General features: G+C 58.6%; 24 protein-coding genes. 10 read left to right on the plus strand and 14 right to left on the minus strand.

The features are described from left to right. Nucleotides 1-77: 77 nt before the first annotated feature. Nucleotides 78-1,760 carry a long-chain-fatty-acid--CoA ligase FadD gene (gene fadD / locus AC22G1_RS06420; RefSeq protein ID WP_487316025.1) on the plus strand — a complete coding sequence of 561 codons (1,683 nt, stop codon included), beginning with the start codon at nt 78-80 and terminating at the stop codon, nt 1,758-1,760. Between the two features lie 59 nt (nt 1,761-1,819). Further along, complete coding sequence (rnd, locus tag AC22G1_RS06425; RefSeq protein ID WP_487316026.1) at nt 1,820-2,914, plus strand: ribonuclease D; 1,095 nt, start codon at nt 1,820-1,822, stop codon at nt 2,912-2,914. Nucleotides 2,915-2,937: 23 nt separating this feature from the next. On the opposite strand, the gene AC22G1_RS06430 is transcribed toward rnd, so the two are convergent. After that, nucleotides 2,938-4,170, minus strand: coding sequence for an MFS transporter (locus AC22G1_RS06430; protein WP_487316027.1), 1,233 nt, complete (start codon nt 4,168-4,170; stop codon nt 2,938-2,940). Nucleotides 4,171-4,288: 118 nt separating this feature from the next. Between AC22G1_RS06430 and AC22G1_RS06435 the strand changes: the two genes are divergently transcribed. Both AC22G1_RS06435 and pgmB read left to right on the plus strand, forming a co-directional pair. Beyond that, the gene (locus AC22G1_RS06435; protein ID WP_487316028.1) at nt 4,289-6,595 is read left to right on the plus strand and encodes a glycoside hydrolase family 65 protein; all 2,307 of its coding nucleotides are present in this window, start codon (nt 4,289-4,291) and stop codon (nt 6,593-6,595) included. Next, nucleotides 6,592-7,242 carry a beta-phosphoglucomutase gene (gene pgmB, locus AC22G1_RS06440; RefSeq protein ID WP_487316029.1) on the plus strand — a complete coding sequence of 217 codons (651 nt, stop codon included), beginning with the start codon at nt 6,592-6,594 and terminating at the stop codon, nt 7,240-7,242. The genes AC22G1_RS06435 and pgmB overlap by 4 nt, the downstream gene beginning before the upstream one ends. A gap of 2 nt (nt 7,243-7,244) precedes the next feature. Here pgmB and AC22G1_RS06445 read toward each other — a convergent pair whose 3' ends face one another. Further along, nucleotides 7,245-8,249 carry a LacI family DNA-binding transcriptional regulator gene (locus tag AC22G1_RS06445; protein WP_487316030.1) on the minus strand — a complete coding sequence of 335 codons (1,005 nt, stop codon included), beginning with the start codon at nt 8,247-8,249 and terminating at the stop codon, nt 7,245-7,247. A gap of 172 nt (nt 8,250-8,421) precedes the next feature. Between AC22G1_RS06445 and AC22G1_RS06450 the strand changes: the two genes are divergently transcribed. Then, nucleotides 8,422-10,893 (plus strand): TonB-dependent siderophore receptor, encoded by a 2,472-nt coding sequence (locus AC22G1_RS06450; protein WP_487316031.1) that lies wholly within the window; start codon nt 8,422-8,424, stop codon nt 10,891-10,893. 69 nt (nt 10,894-10,962) lie between these two features. On the opposite strand, the gene minE is transcribed toward AC22G1_RS06450, so the two are convergent. The 3 genes from minE to minC are packed head-to-tail and all read right to left on the minus strand — an operon-like array spanning nt 10,963 to nt 12,738. After that, the gene (gene minE, locus AC22G1_RS06455) at nt 10,963-11,226 is read right to left on the minus strand and encodes a cell division topological specificity factor MinE (protein ID WP_487316032.1); all 264 of its coding nucleotides are present in this window, start codon (nt 11,224-11,226) and stop codon (nt 10,963-10,965) included. A 3-nt stretch (nt 11,227-11,229) separates the two neighbouring features. Further along, nucleotides 11,230-12,039 carry a septum site-determining protein MinD gene (gene minD / locus AC22G1_RS06460; protein ID WP_050657534.1) on the minus strand — a complete coding sequence of 270 codons (810 nt, stop codon included), beginning with the start codon at nt 12,037-12,039 and terminating at the stop codon, nt 11,230-11,232. Nucleotides 12,040-12,057: 18 nt separating this feature from the next. Then, a complete protein-coding gene (minC, locus tag AC22G1_RS06465; RefSeq protein ID WP_487316033.1) occupies nt 12,058-12,738 on the minus strand; it encodes a septum site-determining protein MinC in 681 nt (226 codons plus the stop codon). A gap of 82 nt (nt 12,739-12,820) precedes the next feature. Here minC and AC22G1_RS06470 point away from each other — a divergent pair, with 82 nt between their 5' ends. The 3 genes from AC22G1_RS06470 to AC22G1_RS06480 are packed head-to-tail and all read left to right on the plus strand — an operon-like array spanning nt 12,821 to nt 14,528. Next, a complete protein-coding gene (locus tag AC22G1_RS06470; protein WP_487316034.1) occupies nt 12,821-13,096 on the plus strand; it encodes a YcgL domain-containing protein in 276 nt (91 codons plus the stop codon). Continuing rightward, complete coding sequence (locus tag AC22G1_RS06475; protein ID WP_487316035.1) at nt 13,093-14,079, plus strand: lytic murein transglycosylase; 987 nt, start codon at nt 13,093-13,095, stop codon at nt 14,077-14,079. The genes AC22G1_RS06470 and AC22G1_RS06475 overlap by 4 nt, the downstream gene beginning before the upstream one ends. Further along, the gene (locus tag AC22G1_RS06480; RefSeq protein ID WP_487316036.1) at nt 14,076-14,528 is read left to right on the plus strand and encodes a YcgN family cysteine cluster protein; all 453 of its coding nucleotides are present in this window, start codon (nt 14,076-14,078) and stop codon (nt 14,526-14,528) included. Before AC22G1_RS06475 ends, AC22G1_RS06480 begins: the two co-directional genes overlap by 4 nt. Before the next feature lie 44 nt (nt 14,529-14,572). On the opposite strand, the gene dsbB is transcribed toward AC22G1_RS06480, so the two are convergent. Beyond that, nucleotides 14,573-15,079, minus strand: coding sequence for a disulfide bond formation protein DsbB (gene dsbB / locus AC22G1_RS06485; protein WP_487316037.1), 507 nt, complete (start codon nt 15,077-15,079; stop codon nt 14,573-14,575). Between the two features lie 76 nt (nt 15,080-15,155). Then, a complete protein-coding gene (gene nhaB / locus AC22G1_RS06490; protein WP_487316038.1) occupies nt 15,156-16,745 on the minus strand; it encodes a sodium/proton antiporter NhaB in 1,590 nt (529 codons plus the stop codon). A 187-nt stretch (nt 16,746-16,932) separates the two neighbouring features. Here nhaB and fadR point away from each other — a divergent pair, with 187 nt between their 5' ends. Continuing rightward, entirely contained in the window at nt 16,933-17,643 is a 711-nt protein-coding gene (fadR, locus tag AC22G1_RS06495; protein ID WP_487316039.1) for a fatty acid metabolism transcriptional regulator FadR, read from the plus strand. A 16-nt stretch (nt 17,644-17,659) separates the two neighbouring features. On the opposite strand, the gene AC22G1_RS06500 is transcribed toward fadR, so the two are convergent. The 5 genes from AC22G1_RS06500 to sodB form a co-directional block, all read right to left on the minus strand. Then, on the minus strand, nt 17,660-19,174 hold the full coding sequence (locus tag AC22G1_RS06500) for a SpoVR family protein (protein WP_487316040.1): 1,515 nt from the start codon (nt 19,172-19,174) through the stop codon (nt 17,660-17,662). Between the two features lie 8 nt (nt 19,175-19,182). Then, nucleotides 19,183-20,451, minus strand: coding sequence for a YeaH/YhbH family protein (locus AC22G1_RS06505; protein ID WP_487316041.1), 1,269 nt, complete (start codon nt 20,449-20,451; stop codon nt 19,183-19,185). Between the two features lie 9 nt (nt 20,452-20,460). Beyond that, complete coding sequence (locus AC22G1_RS06510) at nt 20,461-22,383, minus strand: PrkA family serine protein kinase (protein ID WP_487316042.1); 1,923 nt, start codon at nt 22,381-22,383, stop codon at nt 20,461-20,463. A gap of 145 nt (nt 22,384-22,528) precedes the next feature. Next, nucleotides 22,529-23,020 carry a DUF6942 family protein gene (locus tag AC22G1_RS06515; protein ID WP_487316043.1) on the minus strand — a complete coding sequence of 164 codons (492 nt, stop codon included), beginning with the start codon at nt 23,018-23,020 and terminating at the stop codon, nt 22,529-22,531. Between the two features lie 58 nt (nt 23,021-23,078). Continuing rightward, nucleotides 23,079-23,660: a superoxide dismutase [Fe] gene (gene sodB / locus AC22G1_RS06520; protein WP_050657546.1), complete on the minus strand. Its 582-nt coding sequence runs from the start codon at nt 23,658-23,660 to the stop codon at nt 23,079-23,081. A gap of 182 nt (nt 23,661-23,842) precedes the next feature. On the opposite strand from sodB, the gene AC22G1_RS06525 reads away from it, so the two are divergent. Then, on the plus strand, nt 23,843-24,190 hold the full coding sequence (locus tag AC22G1_RS06525; protein ID WP_487316044.1) for a Grx4 family monothiol glutaredoxin: 348 nt from the start codon (nt 23,843-23,845) through the stop codon (nt 24,188-24,190). A 55-nt stretch (nt 24,191-24,245) separates the two neighbouring features. On the opposite strand, the gene AC22G1_RS06530 is transcribed toward AC22G1_RS06525, so the two are convergent. Together AC22G1_RS06530 and AC22G1_RS06535 are read right to left on the minus strand one after the other, a co-directional pair. Further along, entirely contained in the window at nt 24,246-25,571 is a 1,326-nt protein-coding gene (locus AC22G1_RS06530; RefSeq protein ID WP_487316045.1) for a Na+/H+ antiporter family protein, read from the minus strand. 99 nt (nt 25,572-25,670) lie between these two features. Continuing rightward, entirely contained in the window at nt 25,671-26,780 is a 1,110-nt protein-coding gene (locus AC22G1_RS06535; RefSeq protein ID WP_487316046.1) for a hypothetical protein, read from the minus strand. Between the last annotated feature and the right edge of the window lies 1 nt (nt 26,781).

Genomic DNA, 26,781 nt, shown 5'->3' on the forward strand with positions numbered 1-26,781 from the left:
CAGTTGGCCCGATTTCGGGTTGTTGAGAATAAAAACAATAGATAAAGACCGGGATGGAAACCGGAAGGAGATTCTTCGTGGAAAAACTTTGGCTGAAAAGCTACCCGTCCGATGTACCCGCCGAGATTGATCCAGCCCACTATTCCTCTCTGCTCAACGTCCTTGAAGATGCCTGCCAGCAGTACGGTGACCAAAGCGCCTATGTGAACATGGGCCAGGAGATCACCTATAAGGAGCTGGACGAGAAAAGCCGTGATTTTGCCGCTTACCTGCAAAACGAGCTGAAACTCAAAAAAGGTGCCCGGGTAGCGCTGATGATGCCCAACCTCCTGCAATACCCCATCGCCCTGTTCGGGGTGCTGCGGGCCGGCATGGTGGTGGTGAACGTCAACCCGCTTTACACCCCGCGGGAGCTGGAGCACCAGCTTAATGACGCCGGCGCCGAAGTCATTGTTATCGTCACCAACTTCGCCCACACCTTGCAAAAGGTGGTGGCTCATACCCCGGTCAAGCACGTTATTCTCACCAAGCTTGGCGATATGCTGGGCCAGCCCAAGCGTACCCTGGTTAACCTGGTGGTCAAATACATCAAGAAGATGGTGCCTCATTACGAGCTGCCGGGCGCCATCAGCTTTCGCTCGGTGCTGGCCAAGGGCAAGCACCTGGGGTACGAGCGCCCCGAGGTGGACGGCGAAGACTTGGCCTTCTTGCAATACACCGGCGGTACGACCGGCGTATCCAAAGGCGCCATGCTCAGCCACCGCAATATGATTGCCAACCTCGAGCAGGCAACCGCCATTGTCGGCCCGCTGTTAACCCCTGGCAAAGAGCTCATCATCACCGCGCTGCCGCTCTATCATATCTTCGCGCTCACCGCGAACTGCCTGCTGTTTATGAAGTTTGGTGGCCGTAACCTCTTGATCACCAACCCCCGTGATATCCCGGGTTTCATCAAGGAAATGGGTAAATATCCCTTTACCGCCATCACCGCGGTAAACACCCTGTTCAATGCACTGATGAACAACGATGGCTTTGCCAAGCTCAACTTCGACAACCTCAAGTTGGCCCTGGGTGGCGGCATGGCCCTGCAGCGCCCGGTTGCCGAGCGCTGGCAGAAGATAACCGGCCACGCCATGCTCGAAGGCTATGGCCTGACCGAGTGTGCGCCTTTGGTCACCGTGTGTCCCTACAACACCCCCGGATACAGCGGCTCCATTGGTTTGCCTGCGCCCAGTACCGATATCCTCCTTAAAGATCCCGAGACCGGCGAGCTGGTAGAAGAGCTGGGCAAGCCCGGCGAGATGTGGGTCAAGGGCCCGCAGGTGATGGCCGGTTACTGGAACCGCCCCGAAGCCACCGCCGAGAGCATCAAGGACGGCTGGTTCGCCACCGGTGATATTGCTACCATGGACGCGCAGGGTTTCTTCCGTATCGTTGACCGTAAAAAAGACATGATTTTGGTGTCTGGCTTCAACGTCTTCCCCAACGAGATTGAAGAAGTGGTAGCCATGCATCCCAAGGTGGTTGAAGTGGCCGCTGTTGGCGTGCCGGACGAGCATTCCGGCGAGGTGGTGAAGATCTTCGTGGTCACCAAAGACAACAGCGTTACCGCCGACGAGCTTATCCAGCATTGTCGCAAGCACCTGACCGGCTATAAGATCCCGAAAAAGGTCGAGTTCCGGGACGAGCTTCCCAAGACCAACGTCGGCAAAATTTTGCGCCGGGCGTTGCGGGACGAAGAAACCAAAGCGGCCAGTTGATCACGACCCCAATAAGAAAAAACGCCGGCGTCATGCCGGCGTTTTGTTAAGGAGCGCTTTTGCACTATCAGATGATTGCCAGCCAGGCCGACCTAAACGCCTGCCTGGGGGCGTTGGCCCCAAGCCAACCTCTTTGCCTGGACACCGAATTCATGCGGGTCCGCACTTATAACCCCCAACTTGCCCTGGTGCAGCTTACCACCGGCCAGGACATCTTCCTGATTGACCCGCTGGCGGTGGCTGACCTCGGGCCACTATGGCAACGCCTGGTTGGCGCCCAGACGAAAGTGCTGCACGCCTGCGGCGAAGACCTGGACGTGCTGCCAAGCCCTTTGCTGCCGCTCTTTGACACCCAGGTGGCGGCGGCGCTTTGTAACAAAGGCATGTCCCTTGGCTACGCCGCCCTGGTAGAGCAGGAATTCGGGGTGACCCTGGACAAAGGCCAGTCCCGCACCGACTGGCTGAAAAGGCCGCTGACCGAGGCCCAGCTCGCCTATTGCGTCAACGACGTGCTCTACCTGCCTGAGCTGCACCAGCGGCTGGATGCGGCCCTGGTGGCCATGGGCCGCCGCGCCTGGCTCACCGAAGAGTGCGAACGCCAGGTATCGAGCCGTGCCCGGGGCGCCAACCCGGAACTGGCCTATATCGATATCAAAAACGCCTGGCAACTAGGGCCCCAGAGCCTGGCGGTGCTGCGCGAACTGGCCGGCTGGCGCCTGGGCGAAGCCAAACGGCGCGACTTGGCGCTTAACTTTGTTATCCGCGAGGAAAACCTCTGGGCCATCGCCAAGCGCCTGCCCGAGCGGGCTCACGAGATAAAAGCGCTGGTGGCCCCTCAAGAATGGCGCCACCACGGCCAAGCCTTGCAGCGGTTGGTGGAGCAGGGCATGAATGTGCCCTCAAGCGACTGGCCAGCTCCCATAGTGCGGCTGATTGACCTGCCCGACTACAAAGAGCGGTTTGCCGCCATCAAGGACAAAGTGGCCCTGGCCGCCGAGAAAACCGGCCTGCCAGAAGCCTTTATCGGCTCGAAAAAGCTCATCAACGATTGGTACAGCTACCACTACCGCCTCAGCGAGCAGGAGCGGGAGAGCGCCAGCATTCCGGTGCTGCAAAGCGGCTGGCGCCAAGAAGTGCTGGGCAGCTTGAAATAAAAAAGGCGCCGATGGCGCCTTTTTTACTGCTGGCCCTGGCGGCGAAAGCCGTAGAGGCTGGCAAAGAGCACCCCCAGGGGCACCAGCGACAGGTAAAAGGCGGTTTGGCCGCTGAAGGCGGCAAAGACGTTGCCGGTTATCAGGCTACCGGTGGTGCCCCCCAGGGCCGAAAACACAACGATAAGGCCGGTCATGGGGGCATGCTGGGACTTGGGCAGGGAAGAGAGCATGACCGAGTTGATGGCCGGGTAAATGGGCGCCATGAACAGGCCAATCAGCGGCAGCAAGAAGGCGGCCAGCGGTGCATGGCGCCAGCTTTCGTCCGCCATGGGCGCGATATTGTGGGTCAGAGGCAGGGTCAGCAGCACCAACCCGCCCATGGCCAGCAGGCAAAGGTTGAGCACCGGATACCAATGCAGGCGGCGCAGCACCCGGCCGGCCGTGAGCCGGCCAAGGGCCAGGCTGGCGGCAAAAATACTGGTGGCCTGCACGCTCATGGCCGCCGGTAGTTTCAATATTTCGTTGTTGAAGGTGGGCAGCCAGGTCCCGATGCTCTGTTCCAGCAGCACATACAAAAAGGCCGACAAAATAAACAACAACACCAGGGGCTGGGCCGCCAGGCGCAGCATGTCGACAAAATCCTGCCAGTGGCTCTGGGCCAAAGGCGCCGGTGGCGACGGCAGGCTGAGCCGGGACAGCAGCACCAGGTTGGCCAGGCACAGCGCTGCCAACAGGTAATAAACCGAAAGCCAGTGATTGCCTTCGCCGTCCAAAAAGGCGCCGAATAACCAATACCCGGCCAATACCCCCACCATGAAAAAGCCCTCAATGGTGTTGAGAAGGGCCGCATGGCCCTTGCTATCGCTGACCAGCAGCCCCACCGAGGCATAGACCGATACCTTGACCAGGGCAAAGCCCACGCCGATGGTAAAAAACAGCAGCTTGGTGGTCCAAAAAGACGGCAGCAGCGGCATGGCGAGGCAAGCGCAGGCCACCAGGGCCAGGGCCGCCATCATCGCCTTTTTGTAGCCGATACGGGGCAATAAGGACGCCACCAGGAAGGAGACGATGGCAATGGGCAGATCCTTGAATCCTTCCAGCACGCTGGCCTGCTGCTTGGTGACGTCATAGTGGCTGATCACCTGTAGGATCACGGTGCCAACGCTGTTGAGCAAGATGGCAAAAATCAGGTAGGTCAGGATAAGGGATAAGGCCAGCAGGCCTTTGTGTCTGGGTTGAGCGTCTGTTTGCTGCATGGTTTTGTTATCGTTAACGTCAATGTCAGATTGACCCAGTTTAACTTTTTTTAACAGCTTTGCAATCGATTGCAAAATCGGTAAGATGCCTCCATCGCCCTATTGAATCGAGCTCCCCATGGCGCAGCCCTTAGCCTCCTTTATTCCTGTTGAACCCTGGCAACTCAGCCTCGAGAGCCTAGAGCCGGGCCAGTTGATGCTGGCCGAAACCCTGCTGGCCCAGGCTAACGGGTATATCGGTAGCCGTGGCACCCTGGAAGAGCCTGAGCGGGTCAGTTGCGAAGGGGTTTATCTCAACGGTGTCTACCAGCGTGAGCCCATCCCGTACGGCGAGACCGCCTTTGCCTTTGCCACCCACAACAACAAGATGGTGCAGCTGCCCAATGGCAAGCGCCTGGAGCTGGAACTGGACGGCGAGCGCCTGACGGCCAGTGCCGCCAACCCCGGGCAGCGGGTGTTGGACTTGCGCGACGCGGTACTGACCCGCCGCCAGCGCCTGGTAAGCCAAACCGGCAAGGTGGTGAATCTTGAAAGCCGCCGCTTCGTGTCCCTGGCCGAGGCGCGGCTGATGTGCATGGAATGGCGGCTGACGGCAGAAAACTTCAGCGGCGAGGCGGTATTACACTCGGCCCTGGACGCCAGCTACCGGTTCAGCGTCAACAAGGACGACCCCAGGGTCGGGCAGCTGTCCATCGAGCACAGCCTGGCCCTGGCCGAGCATCACCAGCGCCCCGGTTTCAACCTGATGCGCCACCGGGTGGCTGGCACCGATTTTGTGGTCACCAGTGCCAGCCTCGATGAGGGGGACATGGCGGCGATGGCCATAGACCCCACCGAGGGCAAGGCGCTCAGCCAGCGCTATCGGTTGCAGTTCGAGCAGGGTAAGACCCTGGTGGTGAGGAAGTGGATAGCCTACGGCCACGATGAGCTGGGCGAAGGGCTCGGCCCCTGGCTGGCAGAGATGGCCGCCACCGGCTTTGCCGCCCAGCTCGAGAGCCATCGCCGCTGCTGGCAACAGTTTTGGGATGACGCCGATGTCCAACTGGACGGCGATCCGGCCCTGCAGCAGGGGCTGCGCTTTAACCTCTTTCACCTGTTTCAATCCGCCGGGCGCAACGGCATCACCAGCATCGGCGCCAAGGGCCTGACCGGCCATGGTTATGACGGGCACTATTTCTGGGACTCGGAGATCTATGTGGTGCCCAGCCTCGCCTACAGCCAGCCGGCGGTGGCCAGGAGCCTGCTTGAGTACCGCATTCACAGCCTGGAGGCCGCCAGGAATAGAGCCCGGCAGATGTCGCATCAACGGGGCGCCCTCTTTGCCTGGCGCACCATAGGGGGGGAGGAGTGCTCAGCCTATTTCCCGGCCGGTACCGCCCAGTACCATATCAACAGCGCCATCGCCTATGGCTTCAAAAGCTATTGGACCGCCAGTGGCGACAACGGACTGTTCTGGCAAGGGGGCATGGCAGTGCTGGTGGAAACGGCGCGGCTATGGCTGGAGCTGGGCTATTTCAATCCGCGCCGCGACGGCCGCTTTTGCATTGACGGCGTGACCGGCCCCGACGAATACACCGCCATCGTCAACAACAACTACTACACCAACGCCATGGCCAAGATGCACCTTGAGTTTGTGCTGGCCATGGCCAAGACGCTGGCCGCTGAAGATCCGCAGCGTTGGCAGGGGCTGGCCCTGGCCCTGGGGTTTGACGAGGGCGAATTGGCTCGCTTTGGCGAGGCGGCGGCCAAGATGTATCTGGGTTTTGATAGCACCCTTGGCATCCACCGCCAAGACGACAGCTTCCTCGATAAAAAGCCCTGGGATTTTGCCGGCACCCCCAAGGACAAGTACCCGCTGCTGTTGCATTTCCACCCCCTGGTGATTTACCGCCACCAGGTGCTCAAGCAAGCCGATGTGGTGCTGGCCAACTACCTGCTGGACGATGGGGTGAGCGGCGAGCAAAAAGCCCGAGATCTGGCCTATTACGAGCCGCTCACCACCCACGACTCGACCCTGTCGAGCTGCATCCATGCCATTGCCTTTGCCGAGGCCGGCGCCCTGGAGCGGGCCTATGGCTTTTTCCACGACACGGTGCGCATGGATCTCGACAACAACCACGGCAACACCGAGTACGGCGTGCATATCGCCTGTATGGCCGGCTCCCTGGCGGCGGTGATAAACGGCTTTGCCGGTCTGCGTCTGCGCGCCAACGGCCCCCATTTTCGCCCGCAGCTGCCAGCTCACTGGCAAGGATATAGCTTCAAGGTGCGCTACCGGGGCCGCCAGTTGGCGCTCGGTGTCGATAGAACGGGCTGTCGCTACCGGCTGTTGTCGGGGCCGCCACTGACCCTCTACCACCAGGGCCGGGCACTGAGTCTTGGCGAGCAGCCGGTTCACCTGCCGTGGCAGGAGGAGGGATTGTGACCATTCACGCGGTTATTTTCGATCTCGACGGCGTTATCACCGACACCGCCGTCTTTCACTACCAGGCCTGGCGGCAGTTGGCCCAGGGGCTGGGGGTCACCTTCACCGAAGATGACAACGAGAGCCTCAAGGGTATCGACCGTATGGGATCGTTGGCCTGGATCTTGGCCAAAGGCGGATTGAGCCTGCCCCATGAGCAGCAGCTGGCCCTGGCCGAGCAGAAAAACGCCCATTACCTGCGCCTGGTCGCCACCATGACCGCCGCCGATCGTCTGCCGGGGATCACCTCGTTGCTGGCGGAGCTGGACGCCCTGGGGGTGAAAAAGGGGGTGGCGTCGGCCAGCAAGAATGCCGCCCTGGTGCTGAGCCGGCTGGGGCTCGCCGGGCAGTTTGATTACGTGGCAGACGCCGCCAAGGTGAGCCGCTCCAAGCCCGATCCCGAGGTGTTTTTGACCGTGGCCGAGGCCCTTGGCTGCACGCCTTCACAGTGCCTGGGGGTGGAAGATGCGGTGGCCGGTGTCCAGGCCATCAAGGCCGCCGGTATGAAGGCCATCGGCATCGGCTCACCGGCGGTATTGACCCAGGCCGACTGGGTCTATCCCAGCCCGGCGCAGATCCCTATCCGGCTGCTGCTGGCCCAGGGCTGAGCCTAGCCTTGGCGTGAGGATGACGCCCTGACCACCAGGCTGACGTCAAGCTCGGTGGCGGCCGGCTCATTGCCGGCCATTTTGGCCATCAGGTTTTCAACCAGCCTGCGCCCGCCAAGGGCGACCTCCTGGCGGATGGAACTCAAGGCCGGGTGGGCATATTGGGCGATGGCCATGTCGTCAAACCCCACCAGGGCCACCTGCTGGGGAATGGCAAGGCCCAGTTCGCTAAGGGCCTTGATGGCGCCCACGCCAATGGTGTCGGAGGCGGCCAGGATGCCGTCATAGGGCAGAGCGCCGCCGGCAAAAAGCCGGGCGGTTACGGCATGGCCGTCGCCACTGGTAAAATCGCAATCCTGCTGGGCCGCATCGGGCGCACATTGGCTAAACCCCTGCCAGCGCTGGCGGATCTCCAAGTGATGAATATCGCCCAAAAACAGCAGCCGCTGGCAGCCCTGGGCCAGTAGGTGCTGAGCGGCCAGGCGGCCGCCCTTTTCGTTGTCACTGCCCACCACGTTGTAATCCAGCCCCGGCGCATTGGTGCCCCAGACCACAAAGGGCACATCTCCCAGATGCAGCTCGGCTATGCGCGCCTCCTGCTCCCCCTGGCCGATGACAATAAGGCCATCGGCTCGTTTGGCATCCAGATAGTACTTTTGCACATCGGCGCCATTGGAGCGGGTGGTGGTGAGCAGCATGTCGTAGCCCTGCTGGCTTAGCTCGTCGGCCAGGGTGCCCAGCATCGCCAGCAGGAAGGGATCGGAGATTGCCTGGCTGGAGGCGGCATCAAAAACGATGATCACCGCCACGGTGTGGGTCTTTTGCAGCCGCAGGTTGCGGGCGCTGGCGTTGATCTTGAAATGGTGCTCCCGGGCCAGGGCTTGCAGCCTTTCCCGGGTTTTGGCGTTGATCAACGGGTTGTCCCGCAGGGCGCGGGAGGCAGTGGATTCCGACACCCCGGCCAGCTTGGCCAGGTCGGCGAGAGTCTTGATAGGCGTGTTCTTCATGGCGGCGATTATAGCGATGTGACAGCGGTTAACGTTAGCGTAAAAACTTTTTGCAATCGATTGCAAAGGCGTTTAGGTTAATGCCAACAGTCAGTTAACCACCCAGTCTCCAACTTCATAACAAGGGGCGGTAACAGGCTGCTAACGATAACAATCCGTGGGGAGAACTGAGATGACCTTCAGAAAGAACGCCGTATTGTCGGCCATGGTCTTGGCGTGCGCCTTGCCCTGGCAGCCATTGTGGGCGGCACAGGCACCGGCCAGCAGCACCGACCAAGCCAAACCCGCCAGTAACGCCAAAGCCGGCCAGGACGACGATATCGAGCAGATCGTGGTAACCGGCGCCGCCGGCCGTGGTTTACGCCGCACCGAGACCAGCTATTCCGTCACCACCCTGAGCAACGCCGAGATTGAACGCCAGGCTCCCAAGAGCACGGCGGATCTTTTTAAATCCACCCCCGGCATCTGGGTGGAGTCTTCCGGTGGTGAGGGCGGCGCCAACATTTTTGTGCGGGGCTTTGCCAGCTCCGGGGACGCCGAGTTCACTACGGTGCAGATAGACGGCATGCCCATCTACCCGCCTTCTACCTTGTCTTTTCTGGAAAACTCCACCCTGTTTCGCCTCGACGAGACAGTCGAGCGGGTCGAAGGCCTGCGCGGCGGCCCCAACCCGGTTTTTTCAAACGGCCAGCCCGGGGTCACCTTCAACTTCATCCAGAAAAAAGGCACCGAGGTGCCGGAAGGCCTGGTGAAAACCACCTTCTCCGATTACGGCAGCCGGCGCCTGGATCTGTACTACGGCGGCCCGCTGTCCAAGGACTGGTTTATCAGCATGGGCGGCTTTTACCGCACCAGCGACGGCATTCGGGACACCCAGTACCCGGCCGACCAAGGTGGCCAGTTCAGTGTCAAATTGACCCATGAACTGGACAACGGCGAGCTTAACCTCTGGGCCCGTAAGACCCGTGACAAGAACGTCTGGCTGCTGCCCATTCCCCTTATTCAGACCGCCGGTGGTAACATCAAGGCCTTCCCCGGTTTTGATGGTGGCTCCGATACCCTCTATGGCTCCGACACCCGCCTGGCAGACCTGGAAGTAGGGCCTGGCCAGTACATTCGCCGGGACATGCAGGATGGCCGTGGCATCAACATCGGATTGGTCGGGGGCAGCCTGGACCTGGATCTCGATAACGGCTGGTCGCTGCTTGAGAAGTTCAGTTTCATGAGCGGCGATGCCGACTCCATGGGGTTGGTCCCGGCCACCACCCCGGTGACCGCCAAAGAGTACCTGGATGCCAAGCTGGCTGAAGCCAATGACGGCGGGATCATCCAAGGGGCAGCCGGTGGCGCGGCCAACACCGGCAGTTTTAGCTACAGCGGCAGCGGCGATGCGATGACGGACCTCAACCAGCAGGTGATGACCGCCGGCTGGTGGTCGGTGCAAAAGCAGCTCAAGAGCTTTACCAACGATGTGCGCATCATCAAGGAGCTCAACGACCAGCACACGGTGACGGTTGGCGTTTACTACGCCGATTACTCTTCGGACGACCTTTGGTACCTGGGCAACAACCAGCTGATCACCGCCGAGCCCAACGCCAAACGTCTGGATCTGGTGCTGGATAACGGTGTCAAGGCCACCCACAACGGCTTTGAAGGCGCCCCCTTCTTTGACGTCAATGCCAGTTACAACGGCCGTAACACCGCGCTGTTTTTGGCCGAACAGTGGCGGGTAACGGACCGCTTCAAGCTGGACTTTGGCTTTCGCGTCGAGAACCAAAAGGTGGACGGCACCCTGGAAAACAACGACACCGGTGTCGACCTGGATAACGATCCCACCACCTTGTACGACAACAACGCCGCCGTCCTTAATGGCAGTTTTCGCTCCATCGATTTTGACCGCACCGAGACGGCCTGGACGGCCGGGGCCAACTACCTGCTTAACGATGCCGGCGACACCAGCGTCTTTGCGCGGGTCAACTCAGGCTTTAAGATGCCCCAGTTCGATAACCTCCGTGACGGGGTGACCAACACCCAGGACATCGACCAATACGAGTTGGGCTTCAAACACATGGGCAGTCGCTACAGCGCCTATGCCACCTTGTTCTACACCGACTTCTCCGGCTTGCCGTTCCAGAACTTCATCGACGGCCAGAACGTGGTGCGCATCGGCGGCGCCACCGCCAAGGGCCTGGAACTGGAAGGCAACGTGGCGGTAACCGACAGCTTCGCCGTTGCCATCACTTCGACCTACCAGGACGCCAAGCTCAAGGACTTCGGTGAAAACACCGACCATCAGGTGATGCGCCAGCCAAAGTGGCAGGTCCGCCTTACCCCGAGCTATGACGTGGACTTTTCCTGGGGTTGGGTGAGCTTCTACGGTACCTACAGCTATGTGGGCAAGCGCTACTCTGACCTGGAAAACCAGCAGGTGCTGCCGTCCTTCGAGAAGCTTGATGCCGGGGTAGTGGCCAACATCGGGGACCACATCAAGGTCCAACTGGTGGGAGACAACCTGACCGACAAGCTGGCATTGACCGAAGGCAACCCGCGCGCCCTGGGATCTGGTGACAGCGGCGACGGGGTTATCCTGGCAAGGCCTATCCTGGGCCGCTCCTTTCGGTTGTCCCTGAGCTACGCCTTTTAACAAAAGAGGCCCTCGGGCCTCTTTTACGGGCAATAAAAAAGGCGCCGATGGCGCCTTTTTTCATCTACCTTAGCGGGGATTGTCTTCCGGCAGGGTGATGTTGAGTTCCAGCACCGACAGCTCGTCGTCGCGGTGCTCAAGGGCCACCGAAACCTGGTCGGGGTTGATGTTCACGTATTTCATGATCACCGCCAGGATGTCCCTTTCCAGATCCTGCAGGTAATCAGGACCATTACGGCGATGACGTTCGTGAGCAACGATGATCTGCAGGCGTTCCTTGGCCAGGCTCGCCGTCTTTTTCTTATTGGCACGAAAGTAATCCAGAAAGGACATGCCTTACCCTCCGAAAATCCGTTTCAACAGGCCTTTTTTCTCTTCGGTAGTAAAGCGCATGGGAATGCTTTCACCCAGCAGCCTTGCCACCGTGTCCAGGTAGGCCTGGCCGGCGTCGCTTTCCTTGTCCAGGCTTACCGGCTCGCCGGCGTTGGAGGCGCGCAGCACCGCCTGGGACTCGGGAATAACCCCCAGCAGCGGAATGGCGAGGATCTCCTGCACGTCTTCAACGCTGAGCATGTCGCCGTTGTTCACCCGGCTGGGGTTATAACGGGTCAGCAGCAGGTGCTCTTTGATGGGCTCCTGGTTTTGCTCGGCGCGGCGAGATTTGGAGGCCAGAATGCCCAGGATGCGGTCAGAGTCGCGCACCGAGGAGACTTCCGGGTTGGTAGTGACGATGGCTTCGTCGGCAAAGTACAGGGCCATCATGGCGCCGGTTTCAATGCCTGCCGGGGAGTCACAGATGATGTAGTCGTAGTCTTTGGCCAGGTCGGCCAGGACCTTCTCCACCCCTTCCTTGGTCAAGGATTCCTTGTCCCGGGTCTGGGAGGCGGGCAGGATGGACAACTTATCCACCCGTTTGTCCTTGATAAGGGCCTGGTTGAGGTTGGCTTCGCCATTGATAACGTTAACGAAGTCATACACCACCCGGCGCTCGCAACCCATGATCAAATCCAGGTTACGCAGCCCCACGTCAAAGTCGACGATAACGGTTTTTTTGCCTGCCAGAGCTAGGCCTGTTCCGATCGCGGCACTGGAGGTGGTTTTGCCGACGCCTCCCTTGCCTGACGTCACAACGATAATGCGCGCCATAAAGTCCTCTTGAATTCCTTACAATGGGCCCAGGGCCAGTTTTTCTTCTTTTAGCCAGACCTGCGTGGGCGCTTGCCACTGACTTCCTTGCAGGTCGTCGCTTAACCAGTAGGTACCAGCGACCGAAACCAGCTCTGCCTCCAGTTTATGGCAGAAGATCCGGGCTTGGGTATCACCGTTGGCACCGGCAATGGCTCTGCCACGCAGGTTGCCGTAAATGTGGATACAGCCGTCGGCGATCACTTCGGCGCCGGCGCCCACCGTACCCAGGATGATAAGGTCACGGTCTTTTGCATAAAGCTGTTGTCCCGAGCGTACCTGACCCTGATGAACCTGAGCTGCCATGTAAACCGGCCCTTGCTGAGGTTCGGCCTTGGGGGCGGCAGCTTTGGCCGCCGTGGGTTGGCGCCCCGGTTGCATCACCGCCCAACCGGTTTCCCGGGCCAGGCCTTTGAGGGCTTCGGGGCAGTTGACCAGCCCCACCGGCACCATGCCCTGATTGGCAATGGCGCTTTTGAGCCTTGCCAGGTCAGGCGCTTCGGTCAAGGCACCTAAATCCACCACCAGGGGAGCGGCTTGGAAAAAGCCGGGGGCCTGCTGCACTTTTTCAGCGACTTTATCTTCAAAGTCAGCAAGATCGGCATCGGTCAATGCCAGTACGGATAACGTAAATGAAGTGCCTTTGAACAACAGTGACATGCAGCGTCCGGGCTCACGGGTGCTTGGTCCATAGCGGCCATGGTATAGTGAGGGCCCACGCCAGGCAAGACGATGACCTCTTATGTTGTGCGCTGTATACAAAAGTGCAAAAAAAGCTGACACCTACCTTTATATTCCGGGTAAAGGGGATTTCAGCCAGGTACCGCAAGAGCTGCTGGAGCTGTTCGGTGCCCCGGTATTTGTAACCCAGCTGCTGCTCAAGCCCGACCGTCAGCTGGCCCGCCTGAGCGGCGCCGAGATGCAGGCGCAGTTGGATGAAAAAGGCTACTACCTGCAACTGCCGCCGCCCCCCGAAGACTTGTTAAAAGCCCATCGTGCCTCCCAGGGGGCGTCATGAAACAGACCTTGTTGGCGCTGACCCTGGTGGCCATGCTGCCTTTTGGCGCCAAGGCGGCGGAGCCTGAGCAAACCCCGCAGGAATTTGCCGTCTATGTGCAAAAGCTCAAAGCTGAGGCCCTAACCCAGGGCATCAAGCCCGAGGTGGTGGATGCCGCCTTTGCCGACGTCAAACTGATGCAAAGGGCCATTGCCGCCGACCGCAGCCAGCCTGAAAGCCGCCTGACCTTAGAAGGCTACCTCAACCGCACCGTGCCGGAGTGGAAGGTCAAGCAGGCCCGCGCCCAGTACCAAAAGCACAAGGAAGAGCTGGACCGTATCGCCGCGCAGTACGGGGTTAAACCCCAGTACATCGTGGCGCTGTGGGCCAAGGAGTCGAGCTTTGGCAAGGTCCAGGGTAACTTCCCGGTGATCTCCGCCCTGACCTCCATGGCATTTGAAGGGCGCCGCGAGTCCTTTTTCAAAGACGAGCTGATGGCGGCCCTTAAAATCCTCGAGCAGGGCCATGTGCCCCTGGCCGAGTTCAAAGGCTCCTGGGCCGGCGCCATGGGCCAGACCCAGTTCATGCCCAGCTCCTTCCTGGCGCTGGCGGTGGATGGCGACGGTGACGGTAAAAAGGACATCTGGCATGACACCGCCGATGTGTTTGCCTCCATCGCCAATTACCTAGCCAAAGCCGGTTGGCAAAACGACCAGATCTGGGGCCGCCAGGTCAAGGTGCCCAAAGGTTTTGACTGGGCCATGAAGGACGAGATCAAATCCCTCGACGATTGGGCCAAGCTCGGCGTGCGCCGCTTTAACGGTGGCCCGCTGCCCAAGGCTGACATGAAAGCTCAGCTCAAGGCTGTGGACGGCCCCTCAGGGCGTGTTTACCTGGTGTATAACAACTACCAGGTGCTCAAGCGCTGGAACCGTTCCGACTTCTTTGCCACCGGGGTCAGCCTGCTGGCAGACCGCATTGTCTGGCCGCCCCTGGCACCATGAGCGGCGTTCACTACTGGGAAACCAAAGGGCTCAAGGAGATGAGCCAAAGCGAGTGGGAAGGGCTTTGCGACGGCTGCGGCAAGTGCTGCCTGCATAAGCTCCAGGACGAAGACACCGACGAGATTTACCACACGGCGGTGGCTTGTGAGCTGTTGGACCTTCGCAGCGGTGGCTGTAGCGACTACGCCAACCGCTTCGCCAAGGTGCCCGATTGCCTGCAGCTGAGCGCCGATAACCTGGCCAACTTTCATTGGCTGCCGCCCAGCTGCGCCTATCGGCGCCTCTCGGAAGGCCGTGGCCTGCCAAGCTGGCATCCGCTGCTAAACGGTGGCAAGAAGCACAAGATGCATGCTGCCGACATGTCGGTGCGCCATAAATCGGTGTCGGAGGGGTTGGACTTGGACCCGGCCGATTTCATCGTTATCTGGCCCCTTGAAGATGTTGATTAAAAAAGCCCCGCCAATTGGCGGGGCTTTTTGTTGCGAGTAACTTCTCAGCGGGCTTTTTTGAAAAACTGGCCGATGATAACCACCGCTGCCACTACCAGGAACAGGGCAAAAATCACCATCATCCACTGGGGCATTGAGAGGCCTAGGAAGTGCCACACGGTTTGGGTGCAATCGCCACGGGCTTCGAACATGGCCGGCAGCCATTGGTCGACCTTGAACCAGTCAGGGAAATCCGGTTTGAAGGCGCATTGCTTGAAAGGCGAAGGGTCAAGCTGCAGGTCGACGTGCTCGTAGGCCAGTTTCAGGCCCCAGGCAGCGCTGACCACCCAGGCCGAAAAACCGGCCCAGCGCACCACCAGGTTGCCTGGGGCAATGGCGCCCAGTAAGCCGGCACCAAAGAGGCCAAGCACTGCCACCCGCTGGTAAACGCACATCACGCAGGGCTCAAGGCGCATACCGTATTGGAAGAAAAGCGCGACCATTTCTAGGAGCAGGGCGCTGGCGGCCATCAGTAGCCAAGAAGAACGTTGTGAGGCAAGTTTGGCGAGCATAACCTACTCAATTTCATTGTGATAATGGAAGGCTATTTAACAGAAAAAGCCGTGCATTAGCACGGCTTTTCTTTGGTCAATGTCCAGCAGGCAGCGGCGAGCTGCCGGGCTGGTGATGGTGTATCAGGTCGTGGGAGTAGAGCCACTGGGTCAGGTCCGGCAGGAACCAGTACACCGTGATCATGCCGACAATGGTCAGCACTATGGTGTAGGGCAGGGCCATCCACACCATGCGGCCATAAGATAGGCGCAGCAGCGGGGCGAGGGCTGAAGTGAGCAGGAACAAGAAGGCGGCTTGGCCGTTGGGGGTAGCTACCGACGGCAGGTTGGTACCGGTGTTGATGGCTACAGCCAGCAGGTCGAACTGGTCACGGGTGATGGTGCCGTTATTCAGCGCTGCATGCACTTCGTTGATGTACACCGTGCCCACAAAGACGTTGTCCGACACCATGGATAACAGGCCGTTGGCGATGTAGAACATCAGCAGTTGGCTGTTGCCCTCGAAATCCAATACCCACTCGATAACCGGTTTGAACAGATGCTGGTCGATGATCACCGCCACCACGGTAAAGAACACCGCCAGCAGCGCGGTAAAGGGCAGGGACTCTTCAAAGGCTTTGCCAAGCTGATGCTCTTCGGTGATGCCGCAGGCGGCGGTGGTGAGGATGATGACACTAAGGCCAATCAAACCGACGGCAGCCAGATGCATGGCCAGGCCTACGATCAGCCAAACGGCTACCAGGCCTTGAATGTAGAGACGGGCGACATCGCGCTGGGTGCGCTTGGCGTCCTGGGCTTTGGCGTTATCCAGCAGCACGTTGCGCACACTGTCGGGCAGCTGGGCGCCGTAACCGAACCAGCTGAATTTCTCGACCAGTGCGCAGGTCAGCAGGCCGCAGATCAGTACCGGCAGGGTCACAGGGGCCATGCGCAGCAGGAACTCGATAAACTGCCAGCCGGCGTTCTCAGCGATGATAAGGTTCTGGGGCTCACCGACCATGGTGCAAACGCCGCCAAGGGCGGTACCCACAGAGGCGTGCATCATCAGGTTGCGTAAAAAGGCCCGGAATTGGTTGAGGTCGTCACGGGTCAGCTCTTTGACGTGTTCGTCCGAGGTGTGGTCGTGGTCGTCTTTATGGGGGTCCTGGCCCGAGGCCACCTTGTGGTAGATGGCATAAAAGCCGGTGGCGACGGCGATGATCACCGCCACCACGGTCAGGGCGTCCAAAAAGGCCGACAAAAACGCCGCTGCCAGCGAGAACGCCAGTGACAACATGGTCTTGGAGCGAACGTTCAGCAGTAGCTTGGTGAAGATGGTCAGCAGCAGATCTTTCATGAAGTGGATACCGGCCACCATGAAGATCAGCAGCAGCAGCACCTCAAGGTTGGCCAGCAGCTCGGCCTTGACGTGGCCCGGGCTGGTCATACCGATGACCACCGCTTCAATGGCCAGCAGGCCACCGGGTTGCAGCGGATAGCATTTCAACGCCATGGCCAGGGTGAAGATAAACTCGACGATCAGCAGCCAGCCGGCGCCAAAAGGGCTTATCGCAAAGACAATGGGGTTGATTATCAAAAAGCAGACGATAGCCAGCTTGTACCAGTCAGGAGAGTGACCCAGAAAGTTGGCCACCAATGCCCGCGGCAGTGTTGTGGTTGACGACATGCAAGTTCCCTGTAAGCGGAATGTATTGTTTTTTGGCTATCTTAAGGACTGTTGCGGCACTTTGCACTCCTACCTGTGGCGGTTCACCGCAAAGCGTCGCAAATTCAGCCAAAAGTTTATTTTTTGGGGCGCCGCCGCTAGAATCGGCTTTCGATATCGAATAACGACAACAGGCTGCGATACCCGCATGATTATAAAAGCGCAAAGCCCAGCAGGATTTGCTGAGGAATACATCATTGAGTCTATCTGGAACAACCGTTTCCCCCAGGGCTCAATTCTGCCTGCGGAGCGCGAGTTGTCGGAACTCATCGGGGTTACCCGCACCACCCTGCGCGAAGTGTTGCAACGCCTGGCCCGTGACGGCTGGCTGACCATCCAGCATGGTAAGCCGACCCGGGTAAACAACTTCTGGGAAACCAGTGGCCTCAATATCCTCGAAACCCTGGCGCGCCTGGACCAGGACCGTTTCCCTGAGCTGGTTGATCACCTGTTGTCTGCTCGCACCAACATCAGCGCCATTTTTATCCGCAGCGCCCTCAAGCACGCGCCGGACAAATCGGTAAAGATTTTGGAAGAAGCCGAGACCATCAGTGACGACCCGGTCGAGTTCGCCCTTTACGATTACAAGCTGCATCACGCGCTGTCCGGTGCCAGTGGCAACCCCATTTATGTCTTGATCCTCAACGGCTTTAAGAACCTCTACAGCCGGGTGGGCAAGTTCTACTTCTCCAACCCCAAGGCCCGTGAGTTGGCGCGTAAATACTACAGCACCCTCAAGGAGCTGGCTGGCCAGCACAAGTTCGAAGAGGCCCTGCCGGTGGTGCGCAAATACGGGCTGGACTCCGGACGGGTCTGGGTCAGCATGCGCGGTGAAATTCCTTCCGATATCGTCGATTAAGAATGAAAAGGCGCCGTCAGGCGCCTTTTTTTAACTGCATCGGGCAGGTCAGGCGCCGCTCCACCTCGCCGTTACCGTGCTCCACATCCAAGTGCACATCAAACTTCCACAATGAATGCAGGTGCTTGAGTACCTCCTGGGCGGTGCCTTCGTGCAGCGGTATGCGGTTATGGGGCACGTAGCGCAAGGTCAATGACCGGTCGCCCCGCACGTTAACCTTGTATACCTGAATGTTGGGCTCGTTGTTGGCGAGGTTATATTGGGCCGACAGGGTTTGGCGCAGGGCCCGGTAACCATCGTCGTTGTGAATGGCAGTGACATCCAAGTAGTTCTTGTTGTCATCGTCGCGGATGGCAAAAAGCCGCAAATCCCGCATCACCTTGGGCGACAGATACTGGCCGATAAAGGACTCGTCCTTGAAGTTCTGCATGGCAAAGTGCACCGCTTCAAGCCAGTTGGAGCCGGCCAAGTCTGGGAAGAAAGCTTTGTCTTCATCGGTGGGCTCTTCGCAGATACGGCGAATGTCGCGGAACATGGCAAAGCCCAGAGCGTAAGGGTTGATACCGCTGTAGTAGCGGCTGTTGTACTCGGGTTGAAACACCACATTGGTGTGGGAGTGCAGCACTTCCAGCAAGAAGCGGTCGGTGACTTTGCCTTCGTCATATAGGTGGTTGAGCAAGGTGTAGTGCCAGAAGGTGGCCCAGCCTTCGTTCATTACCTGGGTTTGGCGCTGCGGGTAGAAATACTGGGCAATCTTGCGGACGATGCGCACTATCTCGCGCTGCCAGGGCTCTAGCAGCGGCGCGTTTTTCTCGATGAAATACAGCAGGTTTTCCTGGGGCTCTTCTGGGAAGCGGGGTTCTTCAAAGGCCGCTTCCTTGGGCTGGGGCAGGGTACGCCACAGCTCGTTGACCTGGCTTTGCAGGTAGGCCTCACGTTCCTCCTGGCGGCGCTTTTCCTCGGCCAGGGAAATTTCCGATGGCCGTTTGTAGCGGTCTACCCCGAAATTCATCAGGGCATGGCAGGCGTCCAGTAGGCTTTCCACTTCGCGCTGGCCGTGGCGTTCTTCACATTCGCGGATGTAGTTCTTGGCGAACACCAAGTAGTCGATGATGCTCTCTGCGTCGGTCCAGGTTTTAAAAAGGTAATTGCCTTTAAAAAAGGAGTTATGGCCGTAGCAGGCATGGGCTATCACCAGCGCTTGCATCGGCAGGCTGTTTTCCTCCATCAGGTAGGCGATGCAAGGGTCGGAGTTGATAACGATTTCATAGGCCAGCCCCATAAAGCCGCGCCGGTAGGACTGCTCTGACTGGATGAATTTTTTGCCAAAAGACCAGTGGCTGTAGCCGATGGGCATCCCCACCGAGCTGTAGGCGTCCAGCATCTGCTCGGCGGTGATGATCTCCATCTGATTGGGGTAGGTATCCAGGCCATAATGCTCGGCGACGGCGGCGATGGCCTTGTCGTATTGCACCAGATCGTCAAAGGTCCAATCCGGGCCGTCATTCAAGGGTTTGCGCACTTTTGCCATGGTAACTCCTAGGCGGCTTGCTTGCGGAACAGCTCCCGGAATACGGGGTAGATATCCCCCACTTCCTGGATGTGCTGCAGGGCGAAGTTGCCAAACTGCTGTGCCAGGCTTTCATATTCACGCCACAGGGTCTGGTGAGAGCGGTGGGTGATCTCGATGTAACTGTAGTAGCGCACATAGGGCAGAATTTGCTCGCTCAGCACCTTGGCGCAGGTGGGGCTGTCGTCGGCCCAGTTGTCGCCGTCAGAAGCTTGGGCGGCATAAACGTTCCACTGGTCAGGCGGGTAGCGTTTTTTCATGATCTCCACCATCAGGTTCAGCGCCGAGCTGACGATGGTGCCGCCGGTTTCCTGGCTGTAGAAGAACTCGTGTTCGTCCACTTCCTTGGCCTGGGTGTGGTGGCGGATATAGACCACATCGATGTGCTTGTAGGTCCGGGTTAAAAAGAGATAGAGCAGGATATAAAAGCGTTTGGCCATGTCTTTGGTGGCCTGGTCCATGGAGCCGGACACGTCCATCAAGCAGAACATCACCGCCCGGCTCGACGGTATCGCTACCCGCTCGAAGTTGTTGTAGCGAAGGTCAAAGGTGTCGATAAAGGGCACCTTGTCGATGGCGGCTTTGAGCTCGTCTATCTCTTGGCGAAGGGCCTTGAGCTGCTCCTGGGTGGCGGTAGGGTCTGCTTCCAGGGCCACCAATTGGGCCTGCAATTCCTTCAAGCGGCGTTTGCGCCCGGCGGTCATTGCCATGCGCCGTGCCAGGCTTTGCTTGAGCGAGCGCACCACGTTGATGCGGCTTGGTACCCCTTGGTTTACAAAGCCGGCGCGGCGGTTTTCCCATTCCACCAATTGCGCCAGTTGGCTTTTTTCAAGGTTTGGCAGTTCCAAGTCTTCAAAGAGTAAATCCAGGTATTCGTCTTTGGAGATCTCAAACACGAACTCGTCCTGGCCTTCGCCGCTGTCGGAGGCATCGCCTTGGCCGGCGCCGCCGCCACCGCTTTCCGGCGGCCGGGCGATGCGGTCGCCGGGGATAAACTGGTCGTTACCGGGGTGCACCCGTTCACGAAGCCCCCCTTTACCTTGGTGAAAGATGGGCTCGGAGATATCCCTTGCCGGAATGGAGATGGACTCCCCCGAGCTGACATCCTCCACCGAGCGTTTGGTGATGGCATCCGACACCGCCTTTTTGATCTGCGACTTGTAGCGGCGCAAAAAGCGGTTTCGGTTAACCGTGCTCTTACCCTTGGCGTTTTGACGCCGGTCGATAAAATGGGACATAGCGCCTCCTTACGAGGATTTACGCACGCGCAGATACCAGTCAGACAACAGCCTGACCTGCTTACGGGTGTAGCCCTTGTCCATCATTCGTTCGACAAAGTCATCGTGTTTCTTACGCTCTTCGGCCGAGGTTTTGGCGTTGAAGGAAATCACCGGCAACAGCTCCTCGGTGTTGGAGAACATTTTCTTCTCGATAACGGTTCTGAGCTTCTCGTAACTGGTCCAGGTGGGGTTCTTGCCGTTGTTGTTTGCGCGGGCCCGAAGCACGAAGTTAACAATTTCATTGCGAAAATCTTTGGGGTTGGAAATGCCCGCCGGCTTTTCGATTTTCTCAAGCTCGGCATTGAGCGCCGCCCGGTCAAACAGCTGGCCGGTTTCCGGGTCGCGGTATTCCTGGTCTTGGATCCAAAAATCGGCGTAGGTAACGTAGCGGTCAAAGATGTTCTGGCCGTACTCGCTGTAGGACTCGAGATAAGCGGTTTGGATTTCCTTACCGATAAAGTCCACGTATTTGGGAATGAGGTAGCCTTTTAAAAACTCTTTGTAGCGCTCGGCCAGGTCTTGGGGGAACTGCTCGCGGTCGATTTGCTGCTCCAGCACATAGAACAGGTGCACCGGGTTGGCGGCCACTTCGGAGTGGTCGAAGTTGAACACCCTGGAGAGAATTTTGAAGGCAAAGCGGGTGGAGAGCCCGTTCATGCCTTCATCTACCCCGGCGTAATCGCGGTACTCCTGGTAGCTCTTGGCCTTGGGATCGGTATCTTTGAGGCTCTCGCCGTCATAGACCCGCATTTTTGAATACAGGCTGGAGTTTTCCGGCTCTTTAAGGCGCGACAGCACCGAGAACTGGGCCATGGTTTCGAGGGTGCCGGGGGCACAGGGGGCCTCGAACAGCTCGGAGTGCTCGATGAGTTTGTCGTAGATTTTGATTTCTTCGGTCACCCGCAGGCAGTAAGGCACCTTGACGATATAGACCCGGTCCAAGAAGGCTTCGTTGTTGCGGTTATTGCGAAACGCCTGCCATTCCGACTCGTTGGAGTGGGCCAGGATGATGCCGTGAAAAGGCAGCGCCGAGAGGCTTTCTGTGCCGTTGTAGTTGCCTTCTTGGGTGGCGGTAAGCAGCGGGTGCAGCACCTTGATGGGGGCTTTGAACATCTCCACGAATTCCATCAAGCCTTGGTTGGCGCGGCACAGGGCGCCGGAGTAGGCGTAAGCATCGGCATCGTTTTGCGAGAACTCTTCGAGCATGCGGATATCCACCTTGCCCACCAGGCTGGAGATGTCCTGGTTGTTCTCGTCGCCGGGCTCGGTCTTGGCGATGGCGCATTGGTTAAGGATGGAGGGGTAAACCTTCACCACGCTGAATTTACTGATGTCGCCGCCAAACTCCTTGAGGCGTTTGACCGCCCAGGGCGACATGATCACTTCGGTCGCGCGGCGCGGAATGCCGTATTCGTCTTCCAGCAGTTTGGCGTCTTCGTTGGGGTCAAACAGGCACAAGGGATGGTCTTGCACCGGCGAGCCCTTGAGCATGTAAATGGGCTCTTTTTGCATCAGGTATTTGAGCTTCTCGGCCAGGGAGGACTTACCGCCCCCCACCGGGCCCAGCAAATACAGGATTTGTTTGCGTTCTTCCAGGCCCTGGGCGGCGTGTTTGAGGTAGGCCACGATTTGCTCTATGGCTTCTTCCATGCCGTAAAATTCAGAGAAGGCGGGGTAGCGGGCAACCACCCGGTTGGAGAAGATGCGTGACAGACGAGGATGCTGGGCGGTATCCACCATTTCTGGCTCACCGATGGCGGCCAGCAGCCGCTCGGAGGCGGTGGCGTAGGCCATTTTGTCCTGTTTGCAAATGTTGAGGAATTCTTCCAGCGAATACTCTTCTTCGCGCGCTTCCTCATAACGCTGACGATAATGCTCAATAATGCTCATAGCGCCCCCTGACTCAGCTTGGGATGATGGGTCGTCATTGGCCCTTGTCATCTATAAGCGTAGACGGGGATTTTGGATTTGCTTGTCTTTAAGATACGGAAAATTAAGTTAAATTTTCACTACTCTGTTACTTTTTCGAAGACAGTCAGGCCTCGATTAACTCCTTGAGATAAAGCAGTTTGATGTTGCTGAGCTGGCGGTAGTCAAAGTAGGGGCAAAGGATAAGCTGGCCGCCCTTGAGGGTGGCAAAACCCGGCATTTGCCAGCGCAGTGGCCCGCCGCTTTCTTCGGTCAGCCCCAGGCTATCGCCATAGCCCTTACCCAGCAGCAGCGCTTGTGGCGCCAAGGCGTTAAGGTCTGGTGGGCTGAACAGCAAGCCATAACGCGAGCCTTCTTGTAGCAGGCTGTGGTCCCGAAGGGCCTGCCAGCTGCCAAAGCCTTCGTTGTCCAGCAAATAAGCCAGTTTGGCAAATACATTGAAAATTTTTCGCCAGTGGTTGCCGGTCTGGCGGGCGATGTCGGCAATTTCTCCGGGGCGCATCGGCCGGTACAAGTCGTGCTGGTATTCGTCCAGCGGGGGGCGGTTGGCTATGTGCACGCAAAAGCGCGGCGCCTGGCCGCCAAGGCCAATGTTCATGGTGCATCTCCCAACAAAAAAGCCCTCCGAAGAGGGCTTTGGCCGGTAAAAAGGGGCATTAACCGGCGAAATTCTTGTTCACGAAGTCCCAGTTCACCAGGGCCCAGAAGGCTTCCATGTACTTGGGACGAGCGTTGCGGTAGTCGATGTAGTAGGCGTGTTCCCACACGTCGACAGTCAGCAGCGGGGTAACGCCTTCGGTGATGGGGCAACCGGCGTTGGAGGTGTTGTGCAAGCCGATGGAGCCATCTGCCTTTTTCACCAGCCAAGTCCAGCCGGAACCGAAGTTACCCACGGCGCTCTTGGTGAATTCTTCTTTGAACGCGTCAAAGGAACCAAAAGTGCTGTTGATGGCTTCGCCGATGGCACCGGTGGCAGCGCCGCCGCCGTTGGGGCTCAGGCAGTGCCAGTAGAAGGTGTGGTTCCATACCTGGGCCGCGTTGTTGAACAGGCCGCCGCTGGAGGTCTTGATGATGTCTTCCAGGGACTTGCCTTCGTTGTCGGTGCCGGCAACGAGGTTGTTCAGGTTAACCACGTAGGTGTTGTGATGCTTACCGTAGTGGTATTCCAGGGTTTCGGCAGAGATATGGGGTTCCAGAGCGTTCTTTTCATAGGGAAGTGCTGGCAGTTCAAAGGCCATGTTTCCTCTCCTTTTTCCTTGGGTTGTATTCGACATTGCTCGGCGGCCATTGTACTCACAGTCCGGCGCCTGTGAATATATAAAGCAATCTTTTTATTTAATTAGGCCTAAGCTGCGCCAAGACTTGGGTGTGGCGCCGTCTGGCAGTACAATGGCCGCACGACTTTATTGTAGAGGTTGTCATGGACACCATTGAACGCATCAAAGAGCAACTTGCCGAGCACCCCATCCTGCTGTACATGAAAGGCTCGCCCAAGCTCCCCAGCTGTGGCTTCTCTGCCCAGGCCGCTCAAGCCATGATGGCCTGTGGCGAGCCCTTTGCCTATGTCGATATCCTGCAAAACCCGGATATCCGCGCCGAGCTGCCCAAGTACGCCAACTGGCCGACCTTCCCCCAGCTGTGGGTAGAAGGCGAGCTGATCGGCGGCTGCGACATCATCCTTGAGATGTACCAAAAAGGTGAGCTGCAGCCCTTGATCAAGGAAACCGCTGAGAAGCACAAGACCGAAGAAGAAAAAGGCGCCGAATAAGCCTGCTGCTTCGTCAAAAAAACCGGCCTGTTGGCCGGTTTTTTAATGGGATTTATCAGAGCACCATGGCCGCTATCCAGCCGGCGGCCAGCAGCGGCAGGTTAAAGTGCAGGAAGGTGGGCAGCACCGAGTCGCGGATGTGGTCGTGCTGGCCGTCGGCATTAAGGCCGGCGGTGGGGCCAACGGTAGAATCCGACGCCGGTGAGCCGGCATCCCCCAGGGCCGCAGCTGTGCCGACAATGGCGGCGGTTGCCAGCGGCGAGAAGCCAAGATGGATACAAAGGGGCACGTAAAGGGTGGCGATAATGGGCACGGTGGAGAAGCTTGAGCCTATCCCCATGGTGACAAAAAGCCCAATAAGCAGCATCAGCGCCGCCGCCACCGGCTTGGAGCCCAGATCTGCCGACAAGCTTTGCACCAGGGCATCAACGCTGCCGGTGGCTTTTACCACCTCGGCAAAGCCGGAGGCGGTGATCATGATAAAGCCGATAAGGGACATCATCCGCACCCCGTCGGTAAAGGCGTCCTGGCTCTCCTTCCAGGGCACCACGCCGCCGATGATAAAGACGCAAAACCCGGCCAGGGCGCCCAAAATCACCGAGTCGCTGCTGCGCTGCAGGTAATAGGCCACCGCCAGGGCCAAAAAAGACACCAGCAGCACCCGCCAATTGGGCCTTTTTATTTCTGTTACTTCGCCTGGCACGTGGCTCGCCTGATATTGGCGCGGCTTGCGGTAGCTGAAGAACACCGCAATGAGCAGCCCCACCACCATACCCACCGCCGGAATAAGCATCGCCTTGGGCAGCTCGTTGATGTCGATGCTAAGGCCGTTGTTGGTGAGGTTGGGGTAGATAAGTTGGTTGAGGAATATCGAGCCAAAGCCCACCGGCAGCGCCATATACGGGGTGGTGAGACCAAAGGTGATGATACAGGCCACCAGGCGGCGGTCGACTTTAAGGTCGGTCAGCACCCCCAGCAGCGGCGGGATCAAAATAGGAATAAAGGCGATGTGGATGGGGATGAGGTTTTGCGACATCACCGCCATGGTCATGATCACCAGCAAAATTGCGGCCTTAACCGCGGCCTGCCGTTTGGGGCTGGGGGTCGTGCCCAGTTTATTGATGATTTGCGCCGCGCCCCACTCGGTAATGCCGGAGCGGGCAATGGCCACCGCAAAGGCCCCCAGCATGGCATAGGCCAGGGCAATTTCGGCGCCGTTACCCAAACCGCCGGTAAAAGCCTTGAGGGTAGCGTCCAGGCCAAGGCCGCCACATAGCCCCGCCGCCAGGGCCGATAACGCCAGGGCCACCACCACGTTGATGCGGCAGATGCTCAGAACAAGCAGCAGGACGACGGAGAGAATAACCGGGTTCAGTAGCATGGCGGTTCTTGTGCTGGAAAAAGGGCGAGACTACCAAGGAGATCAATCTGTTGTCGAACTGTTATCACCGCCTTTTTGAGCCATTGCACGCCCCTAGGTCTATTCGCCGGGCAACAACCTAGGAGTAAGCAATTGCAGGCAACTACCTGCCTGGGGGTCCGGGTCCCAATAACCACCATGGCTCTTCAGACCAACCAAGGTCAGTATCTGCCAAGGCCCCAGTTGTTCGTTAGCCATCAGCCGGTAGCATAGATCCTCGCAGTGAGTCTGTGGTGCAAGGGCAAAAGGCAGGTTTTGGCCCGGTCTGAACAGCTGGCTGGACAGAACATCCAGGGGCGAATGAATATTGGTCCAACTTTCCAGAGGCAGTGGCGTCTTGGGGGAGCGATTGAGGTAGTGCGGCCAGTAGGTGTTGATGAAGTCGAGGGGGCAGCCGATGGTAACCAGGTGCTTGACCGTCTGGCAAACTCGCACCGGCACCGGCCCATGGTGGGGAAACAAATTATCAATAGCGATGATGGAGCCAAAGCTATAAGCGTGGATCGCCACCGCCTTGTTACGGGTTTCGGCAATATGTTCGAGTAAGGCGCTCAAGCGCCCCTGGATCACCAGCCGCTGCTGGGCAAAGGAAAGATAATGATGCGCTGACATCATCTCGCCGGTAAGGGTTTTGACCACCGAGGTTGTGTCACCTTTGACCAGTGCCAGACCGGTAAAAATCACCAACATTCCTTGCGCCCAATGACTCAGCTGGTCAGCCCATTGCAGCTGGTCGCTTAACCACTCTTTGAGCTGGGGAAAATACCCGGCAAGAAACTCGGTTGCCGCCAACAGCGCTGCCGGTGCCAGCAAGAACAGCACCAAGCTCATCATAAAAAACAGCACCAGAAAGTAGGCTCCCTGCAGGCGGGCGGTCAGCGGCGCGTGGGCAGCGTAACCTAATAGGCTTCTCAGTGCCAAAGGCAAGCGACCCAGCAGGGTAAAGCTCAGGCTCAGGTATTGGCGCAGCGGGCTGCTTTGTTGCCATTGGGCTGTCAACCAGGGGGCGTAGCGAAATTCGTAGAACCGGTAGCGCTCTTGTTGCTGCTGGCCGTTGTCTTCCAACACACTCACCACGGTAACGGTGTCGCCACTGGCCAGGGTTTCCTCCTCACTTTTGAGCAAAAAACGCAGGCTGGCGTTGGGGTGCTGCTCGTCCAAGGCTTTCATA

It is taken from the genome of Gallaecimonas zhanjiangensis (assembly GCF_057624825.1).

Excerpts from the sequence above, each read along its gene's own strand:
- AC22G1_RS06430 (WP_487316027.1), bottom strand. The coding sequence starts at position 4,170 with ATGCAGCAAACAGACGCTCAACCCAGACACAAAGGCCTGCTGGCCTTA.
- AC22G1_RS06435 (WP_487316028.1), top strand. The coding sequence starts at position 4,289 with ATGGCGCAGCCCTTAGCCTCCTTTATTCCTGTTGAACCCTGGCAACTC.
- AC22G1_RS06445 (WP_487316030.1), bottom strand. The coding sequence starts at position 8,249 with ATGAAGAACACGCCTATCAAGACTCTCGCCGACCTGGCCAAGCTGGCC.
- AC22G1_RS06450 (WP_487316031.1), top strand. The coding sequence starts at position 8,422 with ATGACCTTCAGAAAGAACGCCGTATTGTCGGCCATGGTCTTGGCGTGC.
- minE (WP_487316032.1), bottom strand. The coding sequence starts at position 11,226 with ATGTCCTTTCTGGATTACTTTCGTGCCAATAAGAAAAAGACGGCGAGC.
- minD (WP_050657534.1), bottom strand. The coding sequence starts at position 12,039 with ATGGCGCGCATTATCGTTGTGACGTCAGGCAAGGGAGGCGTCGGCAAA.
- minC (WP_487316033.1), bottom strand. The coding sequence starts at position 12,738 with ATGTCACTGTTGTTCAAAGGCACTTCATTTACGTTATCCGTACTGGCA.
- AC22G1_RS06470 (WP_487316034.1), top strand. The coding sequence starts at position 12,821 with ATGTTGTGCGCTGTATACAAAAGTGCAAAAAAAGCTGACACCTACCTT.
- AC22G1_RS06475 (WP_487316035.1), top strand. The coding sequence starts at position 13,093 with ATGAAACAGACCTTGTTGGCGCTGACCCTGGTGGCCATGCTGCCTTTT.
- AC22G1_RS06480 (WP_487316036.1), top strand. The coding sequence starts at position 14,076 with ATGAGCGGCGTTCACTACTGGGAAACCAAAGGGCTCAAGGAGATGAGC.
- dsbB (WP_487316037.1), bottom strand. The coding sequence starts at position 15,079 with ATGCTCGCCAAACTTGCCTCACAACGTTCTTCTTGGCTACTGATGGCC.
- nhaB (WP_487316038.1), bottom strand. The coding sequence starts at position 16,745 with ATGTCGTCAACCACAACACTGCCGCGGGCATTGGTGGCCAACTTTCTG.
- fadR (WP_487316039.1), top strand. The coding sequence starts at position 16,933 with ATGATTATAAAAGCGCAAAGCCCAGCAGGATTTGCTGAGGAATACATC.
- AC22G1_RS06500 (WP_487316040.1), bottom strand. The coding sequence starts at position 19,174 with ATGGCAAAAGTGCGCAAACCCTTGAATGACGGCCCGGATTGGACCTTT.
- AC22G1_RS06505 (WP_487316041.1), bottom strand. The coding sequence starts at position 20,451 with ATGTCCCATTTTATCGACCGGCGTCAAAACGCCAAGGGTAAGAGCACG.
- AC22G1_RS06510 (WP_487316042.1), bottom strand. The coding sequence starts at position 22,383 with ATGAGCATTATTGAGCATTATCGTCAGCGTTATGAGGAAGCGCGCGAA.
- AC22G1_RS06515 (WP_487316043.1), bottom strand. The coding sequence starts at position 23,020 with ATGAACATTGGCCTTGGCGGCCAGGCGCCGCGCTTTTGCGTGCACATA.
- sodB (WP_050657546.1), bottom strand. The coding sequence starts at position 23,660 with ATGGCCTTTGAACTGCCAGCACTTCCCTATGAAAAGAACGCTCTGGAA.
- AC22G1_RS06525 (WP_487316044.1), top strand. The coding sequence starts at position 23,843 with ATGGACACCATTGAACGCATCAAAGAGCAACTTGCCGAGCACCCCATC.
- AC22G1_RS06530 (WP_487316045.1), bottom strand. The coding sequence starts at position 25,571 with ATGCTACTGAACCCGGTTATTCTCTCCGTCGTCCTGCTGCTTGTTCTG.
- AC22G1_RS06535 (WP_487316046.1), bottom strand. The coding sequence starts at position 26,780 with ATGAAAGCCTTGGACGAGCAGCACCCCAACGCCAGCCTGCGTTTTTTG.